The following is an 18780-nucleotide window of genomic DNA, read 5'->3' as shown; positions in this document are numbered from 1 at the left end:
TCTCACTATCTTAAAGCATCGTTTCAATTATACATAATCTACTATCATCATGGAATACCCGCCTTTCATCCTTCGGATTTTTATGTTCATGACATTATATTTATTACTTTAAATTCCTTGAAGCAAAAAAGAGGACTGTCAAAGACAGTCCTCTCAAAATAGTATAGATACTATTTATTATTTATTCTTAGAATCGTTGTAAGCCTTCTTTGCAGCTTCGAATCCAGCCTTAAGTCCCTCAAGACCAGCCTTAGCTACTTCTGCTGACTGCTGTGCAAGATCCTTTGCGATCTCTTCAGCCTTCTTTGCAGCATCCTCAAGCTTAGCCTTTGTCTCATCATCTACAACGCTCTTGCTTGAAGCCTTGTTTGCCTTGTCTGCAATAGCAGCCTGTGCAGCAGCAAGTCTAGCAACAGGTACACGGAATGGTGAGCATGATACATAGTCAAGACCAATCTTGTGGCAGAACTCAACTGATGAAGGATCTCCACCGTGCTCTCCACAGATACCAACGTGAAGTGATGGGTTAACTGGCTTACCAAGCTTAAGTGACATTTCCATAAGCTTACCAACACCTGTCTGGTCAAGCTTAGCAAATGGATCGTTCTCGAAGATCTTTGTGTCATAGTAAGCATTGAGGAACTTACCAGCATCATCACGAGAGAATCCGAATGTCATCTGTGTAAGGTCGTTTGTACCGAAGCAGAAGAAATCAGCTTCCTTAGCGATCTCATCAGCTGTAAGAGCAGCTCTTGGGATCTCGATCATTGTACCAACTTCATAATCAAGCTTAGCACCTGCAGCAGCGATCTCAGCGTCAGCTGTCTCAACTACTATCTGCTTAACGTACTTAAGCTCCTTAACCTCACATACAAGTGGGATCATGATTTCAGGCTTAACATTCCAGTCAGCGTGTGCCTTCTGAACTTCAAGAGCTGCACGGATAACTGCCTTAGTCTGCATCTTAGCAATTTCAGGATATGTAACTGCAAGACGGCATCCTCTGTGACCCATCATAGGGTTGAACTCGTGAAGTGAATTGATGATAGCCTTGATCTCGTCTACTGACTTGCCCTTAGCGTCAGCAAGCTTCTTGATCTCGTCCTCTGTTGTAGGAACGAACTCGTGAAGAGGTGGATCAAGGAATCTGATTGTAACTGGGCATCCCTCAAGAGCTTCATAGAGCTGCTTGAAGTCGTTCTGCTGATAAGGAAGAATCTTCTCAAGAGCAGCTTCTCTCTCTTCTACTGTATCTGAGCAGATCATCTCACGGAATGCAGCAATTCTGTCTTCCTCGAAGAACATGTGCTCTGTACGGCAAAGACCAATACCCTCAGCACCAAGCTCTCTAGCCTTCTTAGCATCAGCAGGTGTATCAGCGTTTGTACGAACCTTAAGTCTTCTGAACTCATCAGCCCAAGCCATGATACGTCCGAACTCACCAGCGATCTTAGCGTCAACTGTTGCGATCTGACCATCATAGATGTTACCTGTTGTACCATCGATTGAAAGGAAGTCTCCCTCGTGGAACTCTTTTCCACCAAGTGTGAACTTCTTGTTCTCTTCGTCCATGTTGATGTCGCCACAACCTGATACGCAGCACTCACCCATACCACGAGCAACTACGGCAGCGTGTGATGTCATACCACCACGAACTGTAAGAATACCCTGAGCAGCCTTCATACCTGTGATATCTTCTGGAGATGTCTCAAGACGTACAAGAACTACCTTCTCGCCTCTCTCAGCCCAAGCTACAGCGTCATCAGCTGTGAATACAACCTTACCGCAAGCAGCTCCTGGAGATGCACCAAGACCCTTTCCGATTGGTGTTGCAGCCTTAAGAGCAGCAGCATCAAACTGTGGGTGAAGAAGTGTATCAAGGTTTCTAGGATCGATCATTGCTACAGCTTCTTCTGGAGTCTTGTGTCCCTCATCAACGAGGTCGCAAGCGATCTTAAGAGCAGCTGGAGCTGTTCTCTTACCATTACGGCACTGAAGCATATAAAGCTTCTTGTTCTCTACTGTGAACTCCATATCCTGCATGTCATGGTAGTGATTCTCAAGAGTCTCACAAACCTTGATGAACTCAGCATATGCTTCTGGGAATTCCTTCTCCATCTGAGCGATTGGCATAGGTGTACGAACACCAGCAACTACGTCCTCACCCTGAGCGTTGATAAGGAACTCACCCATAAGTTTATTTTCACCTGTTGCAGGGTCACGAGTAAATGCAACACCTGTACCAGACTCATTGTTAAGGTTACCGAATACCATAGGCATTACGTTAACAGCTGTTCCCCATGAATATGGGATATCGTTATCACGACGATATACGTTAGCACGAGGGTTATCCCATGAACGGAATACAGCCTCGATAGCGAGCTTAAGCTGCTCTACAGGATCTGAAGGGAAGTCTTTTCCGAGCTGCTTCTTGTACTCAGCCTTGAACTGCTCAGCAAGTTCCTTAAGATCTGCTGCTGTAAGATCTACGTCAAACTTAACACCCTTCTTCTCTTTCATCTGATCGATGAGCTGCTCGAAGTACTTCTTACCAACTTCCATAACAACGTCAGAGAACATCTGGATGAAACGACGATATGAATCGTATACGAAACGCTCGAATGCAGGATCAGGATTGCCCTTGATCATTGCTGCTACTACGTCGTCATTAAGTCCGAGGTTAAGGATTGTATCCATCATACCAGGCATTGATGCACGAGCACCTGAACGAACTGATACAAGAAGAGGATTCTGAAGATCACCAAACTTCTTACCGTTGATCTCCTCCATCTTCTTAACGCCGTCCATAGCCTGAGCCATGATCTCGTCGTTGATCTTACGACCATCCTCATAATACTGTGTGCAGGCCTCTGTTGTGATTGTGAAGCCCTGTGGTACTGGAAGGCCAATGCTTGTCATCTCAGCAAGGTTAGCACCCTTACCACCGAGAAGGTTACGCATTGTCATGTTACCTTCGCTGAACATATAAACCCACTTGTTCGCCATGTTTTTTACCTTTCTTACCGATCCTATATTTAATCGGTACCCTTACTTTTTATTATAATCACTGTGCTAGTTATCATAAGCTTCCGCAATGATATGTAATTGCTCTAGCCTGTGGTAATACAGCTTGAAACACTTACATATCACCACGCAAGCTGTTCCATAATAAACTGCACAGAAATTACCATGATAAAAACAAAAACTTAAACCTTTGGTCCATTCTGAGGAACGAAACTATCAAAGATGAAAACATCAAAGTGTTTCTTGGCCTCAGCAAGCTCTGATTCGCTCTTTATCGTCCAGGCAGCTGCTGTACTCTTGTACAGGTTCTTGCAAAGTCTCCTTGAATAATTAGCATGATACTTGTGGTTAAAAGCAATAAAATCAGGCTTGGTCAAAAAGTTAAGTAAAAGATTGGTGAGTATGAAATACAATACTCCCTTAAACTCTTCTGGCTTGTCTCTGTGGAAGTCATCTGAAAGCTGACCTCTGAATACATCAGGATGCTTTCTCCTGAACCAGAAAAGTCCCAGTGGGTTAAAGGACTCAATGCAATATATTCCGTTGTAATCCCTCAACAAACTGTCAACAATTGGACAAACCGATAAATCTGTAAGTTCGATCTTAAGCTCTATGATAAGAGGAACCCTTCCACCTACCACCTTAAGAAAGTCTTCAAATTTAGGTATCTTCTCCTCCGAATCAAGAAGATGGAAATTCATGAGCTCTTCGTAGGTATAATCGATCACCTTACCTTTTACCCCAAGACTACCATCAGGATTCCTAACGGCATCCTCTGCTTCATGTCCCTTGTCATATCTGGCAACTCTGGCCAATGTAAAATCGTGGAATACAACCGGGACATTGTCTTTGGTAAGCTGAACATCACATTCTATACCATATCCGCCCTCTACAGCCTTCTTGAAAGCTGCCATAGAGTTCTCTGGAGCCATAGACTTATTGTCATGTAATCCTCTGTGAGCATACAAGACTTTGGTAAATGGTTCCCTTGAAGGCCTCTTTATCATTCTAGGCATTATCATAAAGAAATATAAGACTGCCAAAACGATGAAAAATATGAGTAAAACCCTCAAAAACAGCATGAACATCACTTCCTAATTACAATTTAAAGCCTCGTTAAAAAATAAACGCGACGCGTCCGCTAAATATTTTACAGCCTTCTTCCGTATAACGCAACTATTTATTTATTAAATGTGTAGCTTTTGCTTTAAAATTTTTATCCTGTTTTTGTATGCTTCTTACAATAAAATAATCCTATCTGGTTTTCGCCAGATAGGACTAATGTTCAAAAATTACTATTATCCTTCAGCATGTCTTTTCTCAAAAAAGTCTGAAAGCTGTTCTATCGGAATTGGCTTGGAGTACTTGTAACCCTGTAAATATCTAGCATACATAGATGCACAGAGGTTTTCATCCTTCTCATTTTCAATTCCTTCATAAAGAACTGAATAATTCATATCAGTAAACATATGGGCTAGGTATGTAACCATTGTCTCTGACTTAGCGTTATTTCCGCTTGCTATTACCAAGGATCTGTCGAACTTTATGATATCAAATGGAAGTTCCATGATCCTTTCAAAATTGGAGTAACCTGTTCCAAAATCGTCCAGATAGAAGGTGATTCCGCTCTTTTTAAGTTCAAAGATCTTTTCCTTGATAACATTAAAGTCGCTCTCATTCTGACTCTCAGTAATTTCTATAGCAATCTTATCAAATGGAAGCTTGCACTGCTGAACAATTTTCTTTACATTTTCGCAAAATAGTGGCTCTCTAACATCAAGAATTGAGAAGTTAACCGAAACTCTTGCTATATCATAGCCTTCATCAAGCATCCTTTTTACTTCTCTACAGGTTTTTGCCAATATGACAAGAGACAATTGATGGATATAATTATGATTTTCAGCGATAGGAATGAATATATCAGGGAAAACCATTCCAGTCTGTTCAAGCTTAAGTCTCATAAGAGCTTCTGCTGTGTCAAATTTCTGAGTTCTCAAGTTATATACCGGCTGACAAAATACTAATACTCTCTCATCAAAAAGGTCTTTCTTTTCGTTGATGTCTGCCAGCTGATCCACAATGTATTTGTGACTATAATACTTATCAATATCATCATCATTTACAAATAAGGTCTCATCTTCAAGAATCCTGGACTCCACATATTGAATAAGCTTGATATAGTCATCAGGATTTCTAATGAGTTCAGTGGTCTTTGCAACTACCAGCTTGTAATCATATCTGTAGATATAGTACTGCTCTTTAAATATTCCAAAAATCTTTTGAATGCTGTCCTCATACTTTGGATTGGACGATATATCAGCAATTAGAATCATCCTTCCACCTGAAATCTGGAATACTGTAGCTCCTCTAAAAAAGTCAGCCACATATTTTCTGATGGAATCCCTGACCTCCTTTGGGTACTTTCTTCCAACATCCTCAAACTCATGCATAAAAAGACTTATTATAAGCATGTTAGCTTTTTTCTTGGATGCCTGATTTATGGCAGCTTCAAAGGAATCTATCCTAAGAGTCCCCATTTCAATATCATATGGGTTTGAATGCAAGAGGAACAAAACAGTGAATGCAGGGAATAAAAAGGTTGCAGTAGTGAATGAATGCTGATGATATATCCCCTGAAGATACATAACAAAAACAGATATGGCAGATGTTGCTATAAATGCCACACCAATAGGCCTATATACCCTGTCTCTATATTTGATTATCAGATAGATTATGATAAATACAAAGTAAACATACTCAAGTGGGAAGATATTAAGATCTGAATGTGGAGTCTTATTTTCATCAATATAAAAACCAAACTTAAAAACAGATCCAAAAATATCTATTAAGGCAAAACCAACTAGTCCGATTAAAGCATGTAGGTAATATCTCTTTTTACTTATCCCTGTAAACTGCAAAGGCTTGTCCATATAAAGGATATAAAGTGTCAGACTACCAAAAAGAAACAGATGGTATAAGATTCTAAGAATATAGACTGATGAAGCTGGAACAGTATCAAGATTGACCAGTGCAACATTGTAAAAGATATTGGTTGTAGCAGCAAATGTAAGGCAGCCAAGAACTGCCTTGAATATCCTGAATTCACGATTAGGTTTAATGTATGCAGTCCTGATAAGAACCGCAAACACGCATACTAATGCCATAACAAGGATATCTCCAACAGGAGTATAGCTTGTGGCATTATGTATACTTGCCATATGAACCATAGACACCTCACATTTAGGACTAAACCATCTACTGTGCTTATTATATTATCTCATAAATAAATACTTTGGTCAGTAAAAATGTGAGATTTTTTAGATAAAAATTATTATTATAAAACGTCTATTCTATCTACCGAGAAAAGACAAGGAATCACAAGGAAATTGCTTCCCTCAGCTTTAGTTCTGTCAAAATGCGACTCAGGATCTACATTAAGCCACTTATTTATCACTTCAGATTCTTCATCTGAATTTTTGATATTTACGTTATTTCTAGGCTCCTCATAGTATGAGAACAAAATATTCTCATGAACAGAGATAAAAGCGTACTTATCTCCCTTTAAAAGCCCCTCTTCTACTATAGCGTTATGATACATGATGTATGAAGGAAGCTTATGAGGATATACAAAAGCAATCCTTCCGATGCGCTGTTTCTGAGATGAAGTTCTCTCATGCTCCCACTTATCAAGATCATCTTCTGGAATATGATGGTAATAAACGTTTATCATTGGAGCAAAAAATCTATCTCCATCCTCTTCTGGCCAAGGTTTTAAATATGGCTTTAAATCAGCCATAAGAGCATCAACATCAATGTTTTTTTCATCAGCATTTTCGATGATCTCCTCTAAATACAAAAAGCCCATATCCTTATATCTGTAAAACGAAGCATTGCATAGCTTTCCATTACTGATAAGCTCTAAAAGTTCCTGTCTGCATCTATCTAAGATATCATCAAGAGGCATATCACTACCCATTAGTTTAAAGCTACATCTGTACTGTGATCTTCGTATCATTCCCTACTCCTCCAAGTAAAATAATATAAGCATTAAAAACTGGAATAGATAAATGTAGCTGCATCGTATCCTGGTCCCCAGACACCGCAGGTTACTACAAATAAGACTGCTACAATATATATAAGCCATCTAAGCCACAGGCTCTGCTCTACTATCCATTCTCTGATGACAATGCCTTTTTTGCCAAGTACATCGACTATTACCAAAAGAACTAAAGACAAGATAACAAGTCGTACATCTGCTTCAGCTAGGCCAAGTGTAAACAAAGTACCATCAGTAAGGCTCCAAAGTGCTACCTTCCACATATGTGTCAGTACATAGATTGCTGTTTCAAAGGTGTCTGCTCTAAAGAATATCCAGCCAATATTAACAAGCATAAACGTTACAAGTATCTTTAAAAGGTGATGAGAAAAACTGTCTCTATCAATCTTAAAGACTTCTACAAGCTTATCTCTTGCAGGTTTAAGCACAATGCCAAGAACCTGGAATACTCCATGAAGAAGTCCCCATACTACAAATGTCCAGGCTGCTCCATGCCAAAGGCCGCTTACAGCAAAAACTATCATAAGGTTGATAAGCTTTCTGACATAGCCCTTTCTGTTTCCGCCAAGGGGAATGTAGAGATAATCTCTAAACCATGTAGATAAAGAGATATGCCATCTACGCCAAAATTCTGCAACTGACTCGGAAAGATATGGCTGAGTGAAGTTGTCCATGATCTTGATACCCATGATCCTTGCTGTTCCAATGGCGATACATGAATATCCTGCAAAATCGCAGTAAATCTCAAAGGTATAAAAGATTGTTGCCAGAAAAAGTACTGTACCAGTATATGAAGAAGGTGACTCGTATACTTTATTTACAAGCACCGCTAATCTGTCTGCTATTATGATCTTCTGAAAATATCCCCAAAGCATTAAAAGAAGTCCATCTCTCATAGCTTCATAGGAGAAGTCCTTGGGTTCCTTAAACTGAGGAAGCATATTTCCAGCTCTTTCTATAGGTCCTGAAGTGATCTGCGGAAAAAATGAAATAAAAAGCGCCAGCTGGAGATAGTTCTTTTCAGCAGGGATCTTGCCCCTGTAGCAATCAATGAGATAACCAATACTCTGGAACAGATAAAAAGAAATTCCGGCAGGGAGTATTATATTTACTACCGGCATGGTATCTGAAAGTTTAAAAAGACTTACTATGTTTCCGACTGTTTCAAGTAAAAAGCCTGTGTATTTAAAATATCCTAATAAGCAGACCAAAAGCACTATGCTAAGTACAAGACAAAGCTTTGCTGTTTTAGGTGCCTTTTCGATATTTTTTTCGATAAGAAGTCCTGCACCATAGGTAACAAGCGTGACCGCTATCAAAAATACTAAAAATTTGCCGCTTACAGCATAGTAAAATGCCATGCTTGCCAAAAGAAGCCAGATATATCTGACTTTCTTCGGAATAATAAAATATATGAATATGGTCCCCATTAGAAAAGCCAGGAACTGAAGTGATACAAACTGCATTTCATTCCTCCATACTAGTTAGTAGATCATCTTTCTTCATAGCTGTAATTAAAGCTATCGCCTGTGTAGTACTGGTGGGAAGTCACCTCCCCATCTTCAAAGAAGATCAGCTGTACATCTGAATAGGCAAATTCATCAGAATAAAGGTGGTTCGTTTCCTTGTCATCACCAATATTCATGATCCTGTAAAGGTCACTTACGCCCTCATATGTGATCACACCATCTGCAGTTTCGATCACCTTTTCTTCATCATCTCCTGCAAACTCTGTGACATTTCCATGGTCTGATACCAGGAAGTACGAGGATTTAGAAGCTATTGCTTCATCTAGCTTTTCTCCTGCTCCAAGGCTCTTTAACTGTCTCATGAGCACATCATCTGCGTAAGCCACAGAGCCGCCTCGTATGCTAAAAGCAAAAGATGTTGAGTCACCGCATAGCTTCAACATGATAAGCTGGGTATGGATATCTGCATTACCAGTAAGAGTATTTCTCTGATTCTCGTAAAACTCATCTGCGCATTGCTGCCATGTGGCATATTCTGCGTCGCCTCTATGATCAGCAAGGTCGAAGTTCTCTTTTAACCAGTTACCGATATATCTTGTAACCTTGGTAGCTCCTAAGATATTAAGATGACCGGCGTCCATGAAATCAAGTCCGTAATCTACAACATCCGGGATCTCCAGCATATTAAGACATGGAATACCATATTCAGAAGCAATCTGGCTCGCTGTATGAGCTGCAGCCTGATTTTCTGCCATAGCAAGGAAAGGCACTGTGACTATGGCCACCTTAATACCTCTTATCTGGCAGTCATCAATGATCCTTCTAAGGTATGTAGTACCAACTGTCTCTCTGTCAAGAGTTCCTGCACCATAATCAGTATAAGTAAAGCCATCTGAGTGCATAACATATTTCATTTCTGCACCCATAAGTCTGTTGATATCTGCGTTGCCGGTAAGTCTGTTAAAATCGTCTGAATCCAGTTCCTTCCATCTGTCATGATAGATAATGTAGTCGAAAAGGAACGGATATTTCTTGGAATCATCCTGAAACATGTCATTTATAGCAAGGATCTTGGTCCTTGTAAGCGGAAATCTGTCGATGTTAAGATGGAGCTCATCACTATTAACATTGGCATTTGGATCATCCACATATCTAATGTCATTTTCAAGCATATAGGCATCGATCACCACAAGATCAGGTATGCGTCTCTCAAGAGCAAGTCTGAACTGCCAGTAGCTTGATAAAAGGACACTGCCATATCCTCCAAGGTTATAAGCTGTAATGCCCTGCTCATCATAAAGCTGCACAGGATTGATACCATTTATCACATGAGAAGAACCCAAAAAGAACACGTCTACATGCTCTTTTTCAGCCTCCTGAATATACATTTCATTTTTTATGTAGCTGGATTTGCGCTCAACAATAAGCGCCACTGCCATAAAGCAGAATAATAAGATCAGCAAAAAAGCCACTGTCTTTGTAAGTAATAAGAATTTTCTTTTCATACGATCCCCTGAAATAAATTTATCACTTCATTATAGCATAAGTTCAAAGAGTTCCTGGTCAGTCAGGTGCTTTCTGATCCTAAGGATAAGATGAACCTTATTTCCACCTGCGCCCTTCTGATACATCCTCTGCCACTTATAAAAATGTGGTCCATCGCCATGGAATCTGACAAAAGACATAAGTCCACAAAGAACATAATATGACTGCCTTATGTCTGCTTCGCAGTCGTTATTAAAAAAGCCTTTGAATACGCCCTTTTCAGCTTTTCTCATTTCTTCATAGCCTGTTTTAAAGGCTCTCGCTGCAAGGCCCGCTTCATAAAAAGCTCCAAGATAATCAGGCTCTCCCTCTTTATCCTGTCCCTGTGAAATGCAGTCTATTACTTCTCTCTCTGCCGCATTGTCAAACTCAGGCTTCTTTTCTACGAGGCACTTTAATATAGCATCGCATGTATGAAGAGCACCAAGATAGCTATAGTAGTGATACTTTACCTGCCAGATAAAGAGGTCTTCAAACCTGTCTTTATCTATTCCTTCAATCCTGTTATCAAGCTCAAGGGACTGATCTAAATACTCTTTGTAGCCGGTTAAAGCCTTTTCAATGATCGGTCTATAATCTAAAATCTGCTCTTTTAAGGTCTTTTTATCTGAAAACCACTTCCACTCATCAGCCGCCTTAGTATTTGCTGGATCTTTTTTGTCAAAAGCTGTTACAAAACCTGTAGTAAGAACCCTTGCTCCATGATTTGTAAACTGCTCTCCTGCGTGGTCGTCTTCATTTGGACCATAGGACGGGCAATAAGAAGCCCACTTCTTGTAAAGAGCTGCAATTTCTTTAGCATTTTTTTCTTCAAAATAGCTATTGCAGTAATCATCGGTAAAGCTATCTGCAAAAGCCTCAAATCCATTAGTCTCTGGCGCCTTTTTCCACAATCTTGCCAAGAGATCAAGGTAATAAGCATGCGGCTTTATATTTGAGCAGTTTATGATCCAGAAATCATCAGCTTTTTTGTCATATACATTAGAGATCTCTTTTACAACAAAGGCTGGGGAGTTTGGTAGCATGGTCATCTGAGCTGCCGCCTGAAGATCATAAAAGGACGCATGATAATAGATTCCGTGCCTGCCACCGGCGTTATCCTCAGGAAGCGCATATATCCTGGGGTTATGATTCCCCTGTCTTCTAGATACCATCTTGCCAAAACCATTGTCAGCCCAGATAAAGATCACATCCTCAGGAATATCAAGAAGCCCCTTTTTGTAAAGCTCCATGGTCTCCCCATAAAGATTGGTACAACAGATAGCTTTATCATCGTACTCTTTTACAAGGTCATATTGCTTGCGGATCAGCTTACTCATAAGTTTCCCGCGCTTTTCATCTGTATCATAGGCTGGATCATCAGCCCAAAATGGTCTATCTCCCTGGCCTCTAAAGCCAAGATTCCAGATAACCTTTTGATCCTCCTGAGAAATCAGAGCTTCTCTCCAAAGCTTCTCAAACAGTTCTGGATACTTGTCATAAGAGGCATCAAGGTCAGGATAAGCCCTTGCAAACATCTTGGCGCCAAGAGGCTCTGCATGGTGATGTGTTACCCAAAGTCCCATTTTAGAAGCAAGCTTGTTATATATATGCGCGTTCTCGTCAGTTCCTGGAATAGTCATATTGCCACCGCAGCGAAGAAGGGCTTCAAAAGCCATTTCCCAGGGCTTTTCATTATCCCCATTAACTTTCCAGTCATCGATCAGAACTTCATCATTCACAAACCAGCCTCTAAACTTAACCCTGTAAGGCCTAGATTCATAATAATAATCATCAGGAATCTCTACTGCTTCTTTTTTATGAAATTCCTGCTCATTCCAAAACCAAAATTCATTTACTCCAAGGAAATTCTTGCTGACAAAATAGATTCCATAGATAAATCCAAGATCATCAGAAGCTGATATCACAAGGGATTTTAGGTCTACTGCGCCTTCTTTTATCTCTTTTACCCTGACGACAAAGCATTCCCTTTGAATATCTTCTACATGGTTAAAAGAAATAGAAAGGCCCTCTAAGTCTGAATCAGACAGTGTATTTTGAATATCCCTTTTCAAGGCATTTACAGCCCTTAAGACTGCCTCTGATAAATATGATTCCCCTAATATTTTCGAATTATAAGTTAACATTCCCCATTTTCCCTTCAACAAAAAGACAACTAATAAAGATAGTATCACAAAAAAAGTGGCTAGAGTATCTATTCTCTAGCCATTTTTGATTTTAATTTATCTTAGTCATCAACATCGAAATGTTCTAAGATCTTTTCCTTCTTTGGCGGCTTAACATCTCCATGCTTGACCATCATCATTGTGCTAAATGCAAGGCAGGAAAATACCACTGCATAAGGGAACAAAGTCCTGTAGGAAACATGTTCAAGTAAAAAGCCTGATAATATTGGTGTGAGCACCTGAGCTGCCATTGAAAATGTGTAATAGGTTCCTGTGTATTTACCAATATCGCCTGCCCTACTCATCTCAACAACCATAGGATAAGAGTTTACGTTTATCGCTGCCCAGCCAATTCCGATGAGGGCAAAAAAGATATTGATAGATGATGAATAAACCGGCATGAGAGCTGCTACTAAATAGCAGACAGTCATGATCACAACTCCAGCAAGAATAGTCTTTTTTCTGCCAACCCTTGATGAAATAAAACCGATAGGAATATAGCTAAGTACTGCTGCAACTGTTGCTATAAGTAAAGTTCCAGCATATCCATCCTGAAGATGCCATACCTCTTCAACATATCTTGTATAGGCTGTTGTTACAGCGTTGTATGCCATATACCAAAAAGCCACAGATAAAAGAAGGAAAACAAGGCTCTTAAATACATCCTTTGGAAGCTTTGCGCCTTTTCCTTTATTTTCTTCCATATCAGATTCTATCTCTTCCCCAAGAGAATGAAGTCCACCCTCTTCCTCTATCTGCTTTTTGATCTTGTTTTCATTTATTGTTGCCACAAGGATTGCAACCGCAAGTAGCATCAAGATCACTATACTGAGCATAAGTGGCAGATAATTTGTATCTGCTTCATTTTCTGCGCTTTTTAAAAGGGCCATAGTCATTACAAGGGTAAATACGCCGCCAAGTGCACCCATAAGGTTGATGATGGCGTTACCCTGACTTCGAAGTGGAGCCGGTGTAAGCTCTGGCATAAGTGAAACCGCTGGAGACCTGTAGGTTCCCATAGCGATCAAAAGCACCAGCAAAATGACAACGAAAAATGAAAGATTGCCTGATGGCTTTGCCACCATGATCAGCACTGACAAAGTAGTTACTGCTACTATTGTTCCAACTACGATGTATGGAGTTCTTTTACCAAATCTGCTATCAGTCTTGTCTGACAGAACTCCAAATATAGGTAAAAGAAACAGAGCCAATATATTATCAAATGCCATGATAAAGCCTGTTGCTGTCTCACCAAGATTGAAGTTGTACTTAAGTATTCTTGGAATCTCGTTGTCGTAAAACTGCCAAAATGCGCAGATTGACATAAAGGCAAGTCCTATCAAAATTGTGCGCTTATAATTTAGTTTCATTTCCCCATTCTCCCAACATTTTCTTTTTAGTGTTTTTTCATCCTAAAGTCTTTGTGACCATCCGCAAACCACATATTCTTGGCTCTATATGGATTGGTCTCTTTGCCAGCATTTGTGGCAGGTGTCGTAAAGTATACAGTTCCCACAGCTGTATCATCTACCTTAGTGTACACATCATCCCAAGTATTCATGGACATGTTGTTACATATAATGTACTTGTTGGAATCCATGGTGATCCTTCCACGTTTCTTTTCCCAAAGGTCAGTACATTCATGTAGCCAATAGCCGCCTCTTGTCAGTGAAGCTGTGACTGTATAACTTCCGCCTTCTGTAAGCTGCTTTTTGATGGCACTTACTATTCCTGCAAAAAGGATCATTCCAGGAATGTAATCAAGGGGTACACCGTTTAGATTAACAGGTTTTTTTAGTGAACCATTCCTGATGCTAAGACCAGTAATATCCTCTGCACATGGTGCCCATCCTGGTCTTGTAGCCCATAATGTATCTGAAAAGCACATGAGACTTCCATATATGACATTAGGATTTAACTTATGGATATCCTTTTCTGAAAGTCCGAATTTATCAAGGGCTCCCCTCTGATAAGAACAAACGACAACGTCAGCTTTCTTTACCAGCTCTTTTGCCTTCTTTAGCTGTTCCGGAACATTGAAGTCGAGTTGGACACTGTTCTTACCAGCCCAACCATCAAGCTCAAGCATTGCCTGCTCCTGTTCAACATATCTGCCCCTTCTTATCATGAGCACATCTGCGCCAGCTTCAGCTAAAAGCCTAGTACAAGCAGGCCCTGCAATGATATGTGTAAGGTCAAGAACTTTAAGTCCCGAAAGAGGTCCTCTCTTTTTTTCATATATGCCATACTTCTTTTTGGAAGTATTACTGATCCTTGTGAGCCTATATAGTGGCATTTCACACACTGCCTTGCCAACTTCAGACTCTTCCCACTCCTGTCTTGTCCTTAGCATACAGCCGCAGGCACCGTTTTCAAAGGTCTTTTCCTCAAGATCAAGAGCATCAAATTTCCTGACTGCCCTGCGGGTCCTTATCTTATCAAATAAAAGTGAGCCAAAAGCAAACTTCTCAGGGTCTTTCTTGATACCTAAAGTCTCCAGCATTATTTTCTTTTGGGATTCATAATAGACATGAGCAGAGAACTTTCTGCCATCTTTGGTCTTATACTTATAAAAAGAGCCATTTAAAGCATTATCAACTCTCATAGCAGAGTTATATCTTGCCTTTATAAACTCTCTGTTTCCTGAATATGAGCTCATATAAAGTCTTACGACCTGAAGACCAGCCATATCAACATCACAGATTATAGGCAGGTTTTCTTTTGAACCGCCTCTGATATTGGCTATATCCTGCAAAAGAGCCTGATCAAGCGCAAGAATAGCCGCAGCGGGACCAGTCTGAAGAACCTTTTCATCTTCATAGAGCTTTTTTACCGCTTTTTTTCGGAGTGATAATAAAACCGGCTTTAACACACCTGGAAATGGATTGTGAGTGCGACATGCTTTTTGAATCTGCTTTTGTCTGGAATCAGACAGATTAAAGATAACTTTTGAATCAACTTCTACATCGAGCCTGTCAAGAAGATCTGCATAGCACATTATTGCCTGAAGAGCCTTCTTCCCCATAACTTTACTCATGCATTTACCCCTTCATAAGTGATTGTGATTGATTATTAGATATCCTTTTTATATTATACCATCTCATCATCTATAAAAAAACACAATGTAATAGGCGGGCATCCATTGTTTCAATGAACACCCGCCCTCAATTCTGCTTTTCCAAGGGTAGCTTCCTCTTCTTTCTGCATTCTTTTAATGCTTTATATTTTAAATCACATCCTTTAGCGACTCCTTGACATCCCTAGGCTAATGTGAAGCATCGCCACCGTCGCTGTTGATGTCAGTCGCCTCGATAACCGTTGCTCGTCTTTGATGAAGCGTAGCCATCTCGACTGCTTTGGTTTTTCTTCTGTGTGATTGTATATATAATATAACATCTCAGATTAAGTTTGTCAACAACTCAAGGGAATTGTTTCTATATTCAGACAATTCTGACGATTCCTGTATTTATGGGAATCAAATTTCCATACAATTCTATTTGCTACAAAAGTAATTATAATGTATGATATTTTTTGAAGATTTATTTAAATAAAGGGGTTTTATTATGAGCGAATATATTATCAGTTGCTGTTCTACAGCAGACTTAACAGCTGAGCATTTTACAGAAAGAGATATCCACTATATTTGCTTTCATTTTGAACTTGACGGCAAGGAATATCCTGATGATCTAGGACAGTCTATCTCTTTTGAAGATTTCTACGGTCAGATGGCTAAAGGAGCCATGACCAGAACATCTCAGGTTGGCGTCGGTGAATATGTTGAATATTTTGAATCCTTCCTCAAAGAGGGAAAAGATGTGCTTCATCTTACACTTAGTTCCGGAATCTCTGGAACACTTAACTCTGCTACTATTGCAAGAGACCAGCTCAAAGAAAAATATCCAGAGAGAAAGCTTTATGTAGTTGATTCACTTGCTGCTTCTTCTGGATTTGGTCTTCTCACAAATAAGCTTGCTGATCTTCGTGATCAGGGAATGGGCATCGATGAGTTATATGAATGGGTCATCGAGCACAGACTTGAGTGCCAGCACTGGTTCTTTGTATCAGATCTTAGCTATCTCGTTAGAGGCGGCCGTGTATCAAAGGTTGCAGGCACAATCGGAAGCGTCCTTAACATCTGCCCTCTTATGAACGTAGATTATCAGGGACACCTCATTGTAAGATCTAAAGTAAGAGGTAAATCAGCCGTTATGAAGGCTCAGGTTCAAAAAATGATCGAGCTTGCTGAAAATGGTACAGACTATGATGGAGATTGCTACATTTCTAATTCAGCTTGCTATGAAGATGCCAGAAAAGTTGCCGATATGGTTGAAGAAGCTTTCCCTAAGCTTAAGGGCAAGGTCAAGATATATAGCATCGGTACTACTATTGGTAGTCATACAGGCCCAGGAACAGTTGCATTATTCTTCTGGGGAAATAAGAGACTTGATTAAATAAGAAAAAACCGCCAAAATGGCGGTTTTTTTATTCTGCTAAAAGCAGGTTATGTGTATCATAATCCTTGATCAGATTAGTGATCTTCTTGTCATCTCCGATCACTGTAACATCAAGTGGTCTGTAAAGATTAAGTGATAAAAGACCAACTATTGATTTGCCATCAATGAAGCTGTGTCCGTCCTGAACATCTATCTCACACGAAGATTTTGAATTCATGTTGATAAACTGAACAATCTGAGACTTACAGCCCAGTGAAACCTTAACATCTTTTTTCATAATTTTCCCCTCTTTTCATAACTCGCAGACTCTCAAAAGAAACAACAGAATAGATGATATCACTTTGTGAACAAATTGTGAACGGGGATATTATAAATTTTCTATTAAGTTTTTATAATAAAATTACGAATAAAACTTCTTTTCAAGTCGCTTATCGAAGTCATCCTTAGGCATTGGGTTATCATAAAGGAAGCCCTGAACAACATGGCATCCGACATGCATAAGAAGCTCAGACTGATCTTCTCTTTCAACACCTTCTGCAATTACATCGATATCAAGTTCCTTGGCCATGCTTATGATGTTCCTAAGGACTATCTCATCATTTTTGGTAAGAGTTTCACTTGTAATAAAGGATCTGTCTATCTTTATAGTCTTTACAGGGAAATCTCTAAGGGTAGAAAGAGATGAATAACCTGTTCCAAAATCATCAATGGAGGTTGCGATATCCATTTCCCTAAGTTTGTTTAGAAATGCTGTCATAAGCGTTCTCTCATCTTCGCTAGAAGTTTCTGTAACTTCTATCTCAATGAACTTGTGCTCAATACCTGCTTCATCTATGATATTTCCAATTTCTTTAGCCAAGTGCTTGTAACTTAAATCTCTTCTTGAGAAATTAACTGATACAGGAACAGGGATCATTCCCTTAGCCATCCAGTCTTTAATAAAGGAGCAGGCCTTCTTTAAAACATAAAGATCAAGTGAAGCTACCATCCCCTCCTGCTCAAGGATTGGCACAAACTCTGTAGGATAAAGCACTACGCCGTTGCAGAACCATCTAGAAAGAGCCTCTGCACCAATTATCTCACCAGTTATCGTGTCTACCTTTGGCTGAAGATAAATTCTAAACTCATCATTTGAAAGAGCTTCTTCATATCTATCCTCAATTTGCTTTTGTCTGTATATTCTGGTACTCATAGCCTTATTAACAAATACATAAGGCTTATTAGCAACGTTTTTAGCATAACTGCAAGCCATTGTTGACCTTGAAATAAGCTGTCCCGGCTCTTTTAATGATTCATCTACAGCATATACGCCTATAACTGCTGCAATGTTAAAGTCTTCTCTCTTCTCATTTTTGATTCCGTAAACAGGAACGCATGATAAAAAGTTCAAAAACTCCTTTGTTCTTTCTTTTTTAATAAGGGCAGCAAAATTATCACCACCAAAATGAGATATTATCTCGTCTTTCTGGCAGAATTCTCTGAGCTTTGCGGCGTATCTTTTCATGATCTGATCACCTTCAGCAAGTCCATACCTTCTGCTGATAAGACCATAGCTCTTTAAATTAAACGCAAAGGAATCATACTCATAAATAGCGCCACTCTCCATTTTGGAAACGGCAAACTGAATAAAACCTCCTGAATTAGGAAGCCCTGTAAGGTACTGAGTAAGCGCGCTCTTTTCCACTATCTTGGAAAGCAAGAAGCGCTCCATGTGAAATGACAATATATCTATGACAACTGCAAAGCTTTTGTACTCTTCTTCACTCCAGGATTTGTCACCATAAAGATAAATATTATAAGAAATGTTCTTCTTATCTCCTATTGGATGCTTGAACAGGTACGCTGGAACTTCCTTTTCAGGAACAGGTCCAAAAAGAGATATGACCGTATCCGGCTCTCCTGCATTATCTGAACCTGATGCACTAGAAACAATCGCAACAATTGAACGAAGTGAAAAATCCTTGGCGATATCTGAAAGCGCTCCAGGAGAGATTTCAGGTGTCACATTTTCTTCAGATAAAATCTGTACAAAATTTTCAAAGCTTTTTTCGAATGTCATAAGGTCT

Annotated in this window: 12 protein-coding genes; 1 reads left to right on the top strand and 11 read right to left on the bottom strand. The window is 39.7% G+C overall.

The features are described 5' to 3' along the window. Nucleotides 1-177 precede the first annotated feature (177 nt). The 9 genes from ppdK to BUA02_RS07155 all read right to left on the bottom strand — a co-directional run bounded on the left by ppdK (nt 178) and on the right by BUA02_RS07155 (nt 15297). Nucleotides 178-3006: a pyruvate, phosphate dikinase gene (gene ppdK, locus BUA02_RS07195; RefSeq protein ID WP_071176297.1), complete on the bottom strand. Its 2829-nt coding sequence runs from the start codon at nt 3004-3006 to the stop codon at nt 178-180. Nucleotides 3007-3206: 200 nt separating this feature from the next. Beyond that, a complete protein-coding gene (locus BUA02_RS07190; protein WP_242946488.1) occupies nt 3207-4031 on the bottom strand; it encodes a glycerophosphodiester phosphodiesterase family protein in 825 nt (274 codons plus the stop codon). Between the two features lie 291 nt (nt 4032-4322). Further along, nucleotides 4323-6242 carry an EAL domain-containing protein gene (locus BUA02_RS07185; protein ID WP_178297618.1) on the bottom strand — a complete coding sequence of 640 codons (1920 nt, stop codon included), beginning with the start codon at nt 6240-6242 and terminating at the stop codon, nt 4323-4325. A 116-nt stretch (nt 6243-6358) separates the two neighbouring features. After that, nucleotides 6359-7039, bottom strand: coding sequence for a hypothetical protein (locus BUA02_RS07180; RefSeq protein WP_072702212.1), 681 nt, complete (start codon nt 7037-7039; stop codon nt 6359-6361). Between the two features lie 32 nt (nt 7040-7071). Further along, nucleotides 7072-8547, bottom strand: a complete 1476-nt coding sequence (locus BUA02_RS07175; RefSeq protein ID WP_072702211.1) for an MBOAT family O-acyltransferase — start codon at nt 8545-8547, stop codon at nt 7072-7074. A gap of 26 nt (nt 8548-8573) precedes the next feature. After that, nucleotides 8574-10055 (bottom strand): hypothetical protein, encoded by a 1482-nt coding sequence (locus tag BUA02_RS07170; protein WP_072702209.1) that lies wholly within the window; start codon nt 10053-10055, stop codon nt 8574-8576. 30 nt (nt 10056-10085) lie between these two features. Continuing rightward, nucleotides 10086-12221: a glycosyl hydrolase 115 family protein gene (locus tag BUA02_RS07165; protein WP_072702207.1), complete on the bottom strand. Its 2136-nt coding sequence runs from the start codon at nt 12219-12221 to the stop codon at nt 10086-10088. Nucleotides 12222-12322: 101 nt separating this feature from the next. Next, entirely contained in the window at nt 12323-13630 is a 1308-nt protein-coding gene (locus BUA02_RS07160) for an MFS transporter (RefSeq protein ID WP_072702204.1), read from the bottom strand. A gap of 26 nt (nt 13631-13656) precedes the next feature. Then, the gene (locus BUA02_RS07155) at nt 13657-15297 is read right to left on the bottom strand and encodes a CoA transferase (protein ID WP_072702201.1); all 1641 of its coding nucleotides are present in this window, start codon (nt 15295-15297) and stop codon (nt 13657-13659) included. Nucleotides 15298-15823: 526 nt separating this feature from the next. Here BUA02_RS07155 and BUA02_RS07150 point away from each other — a divergent pair. Beyond that, nucleotides 15824-16711, top strand: coding sequence for a DegV family protein (locus BUA02_RS07150; protein WP_072702199.1), 888 nt, complete (start codon nt 15824-15826; stop codon nt 16709-16711). A gap of 31 nt (nt 16712-16742) precedes the next feature. On the opposite strand, the gene BUA02_RS07145 is transcribed toward BUA02_RS07150, so the two are convergent. After that, entirely contained in the window at nt 16743-16991 is a 249-nt protein-coding gene (locus tag BUA02_RS07145) for an HPr family phosphocarrier protein (RefSeq protein ID WP_071176307.1), read from the bottom strand. Between the two features lie 123 nt (nt 16992-17114). After that, nucleotides 17115-18773, bottom strand: a complete 1659-nt coding sequence (locus BUA02_RS07140) for a putative bifunctional diguanylate cyclase/phosphodiesterase (protein ID WP_072702196.1) — start codon at nt 18771-18773, stop codon at nt 17115-17117. Nucleotides 18774-18780 lie beyond the last annotated feature (7 nt).

The sequence above is a fragment of the Butyrivibrio hungatei DSM 14810 genome, assembly GCF_900143205.1.
In the GTDB taxonomy this organism is placed as follows: domain Bacteria; phylum Bacillota; class Clostridia; order Lachnospirales; family Lachnospiraceae; genus Butyrivibrio; species Butyrivibrio hungatei.
Note: the sequence above shows the minus strand (reverse complement) of the source record. Positions and strands in the feature narration are given on the sequence as shown.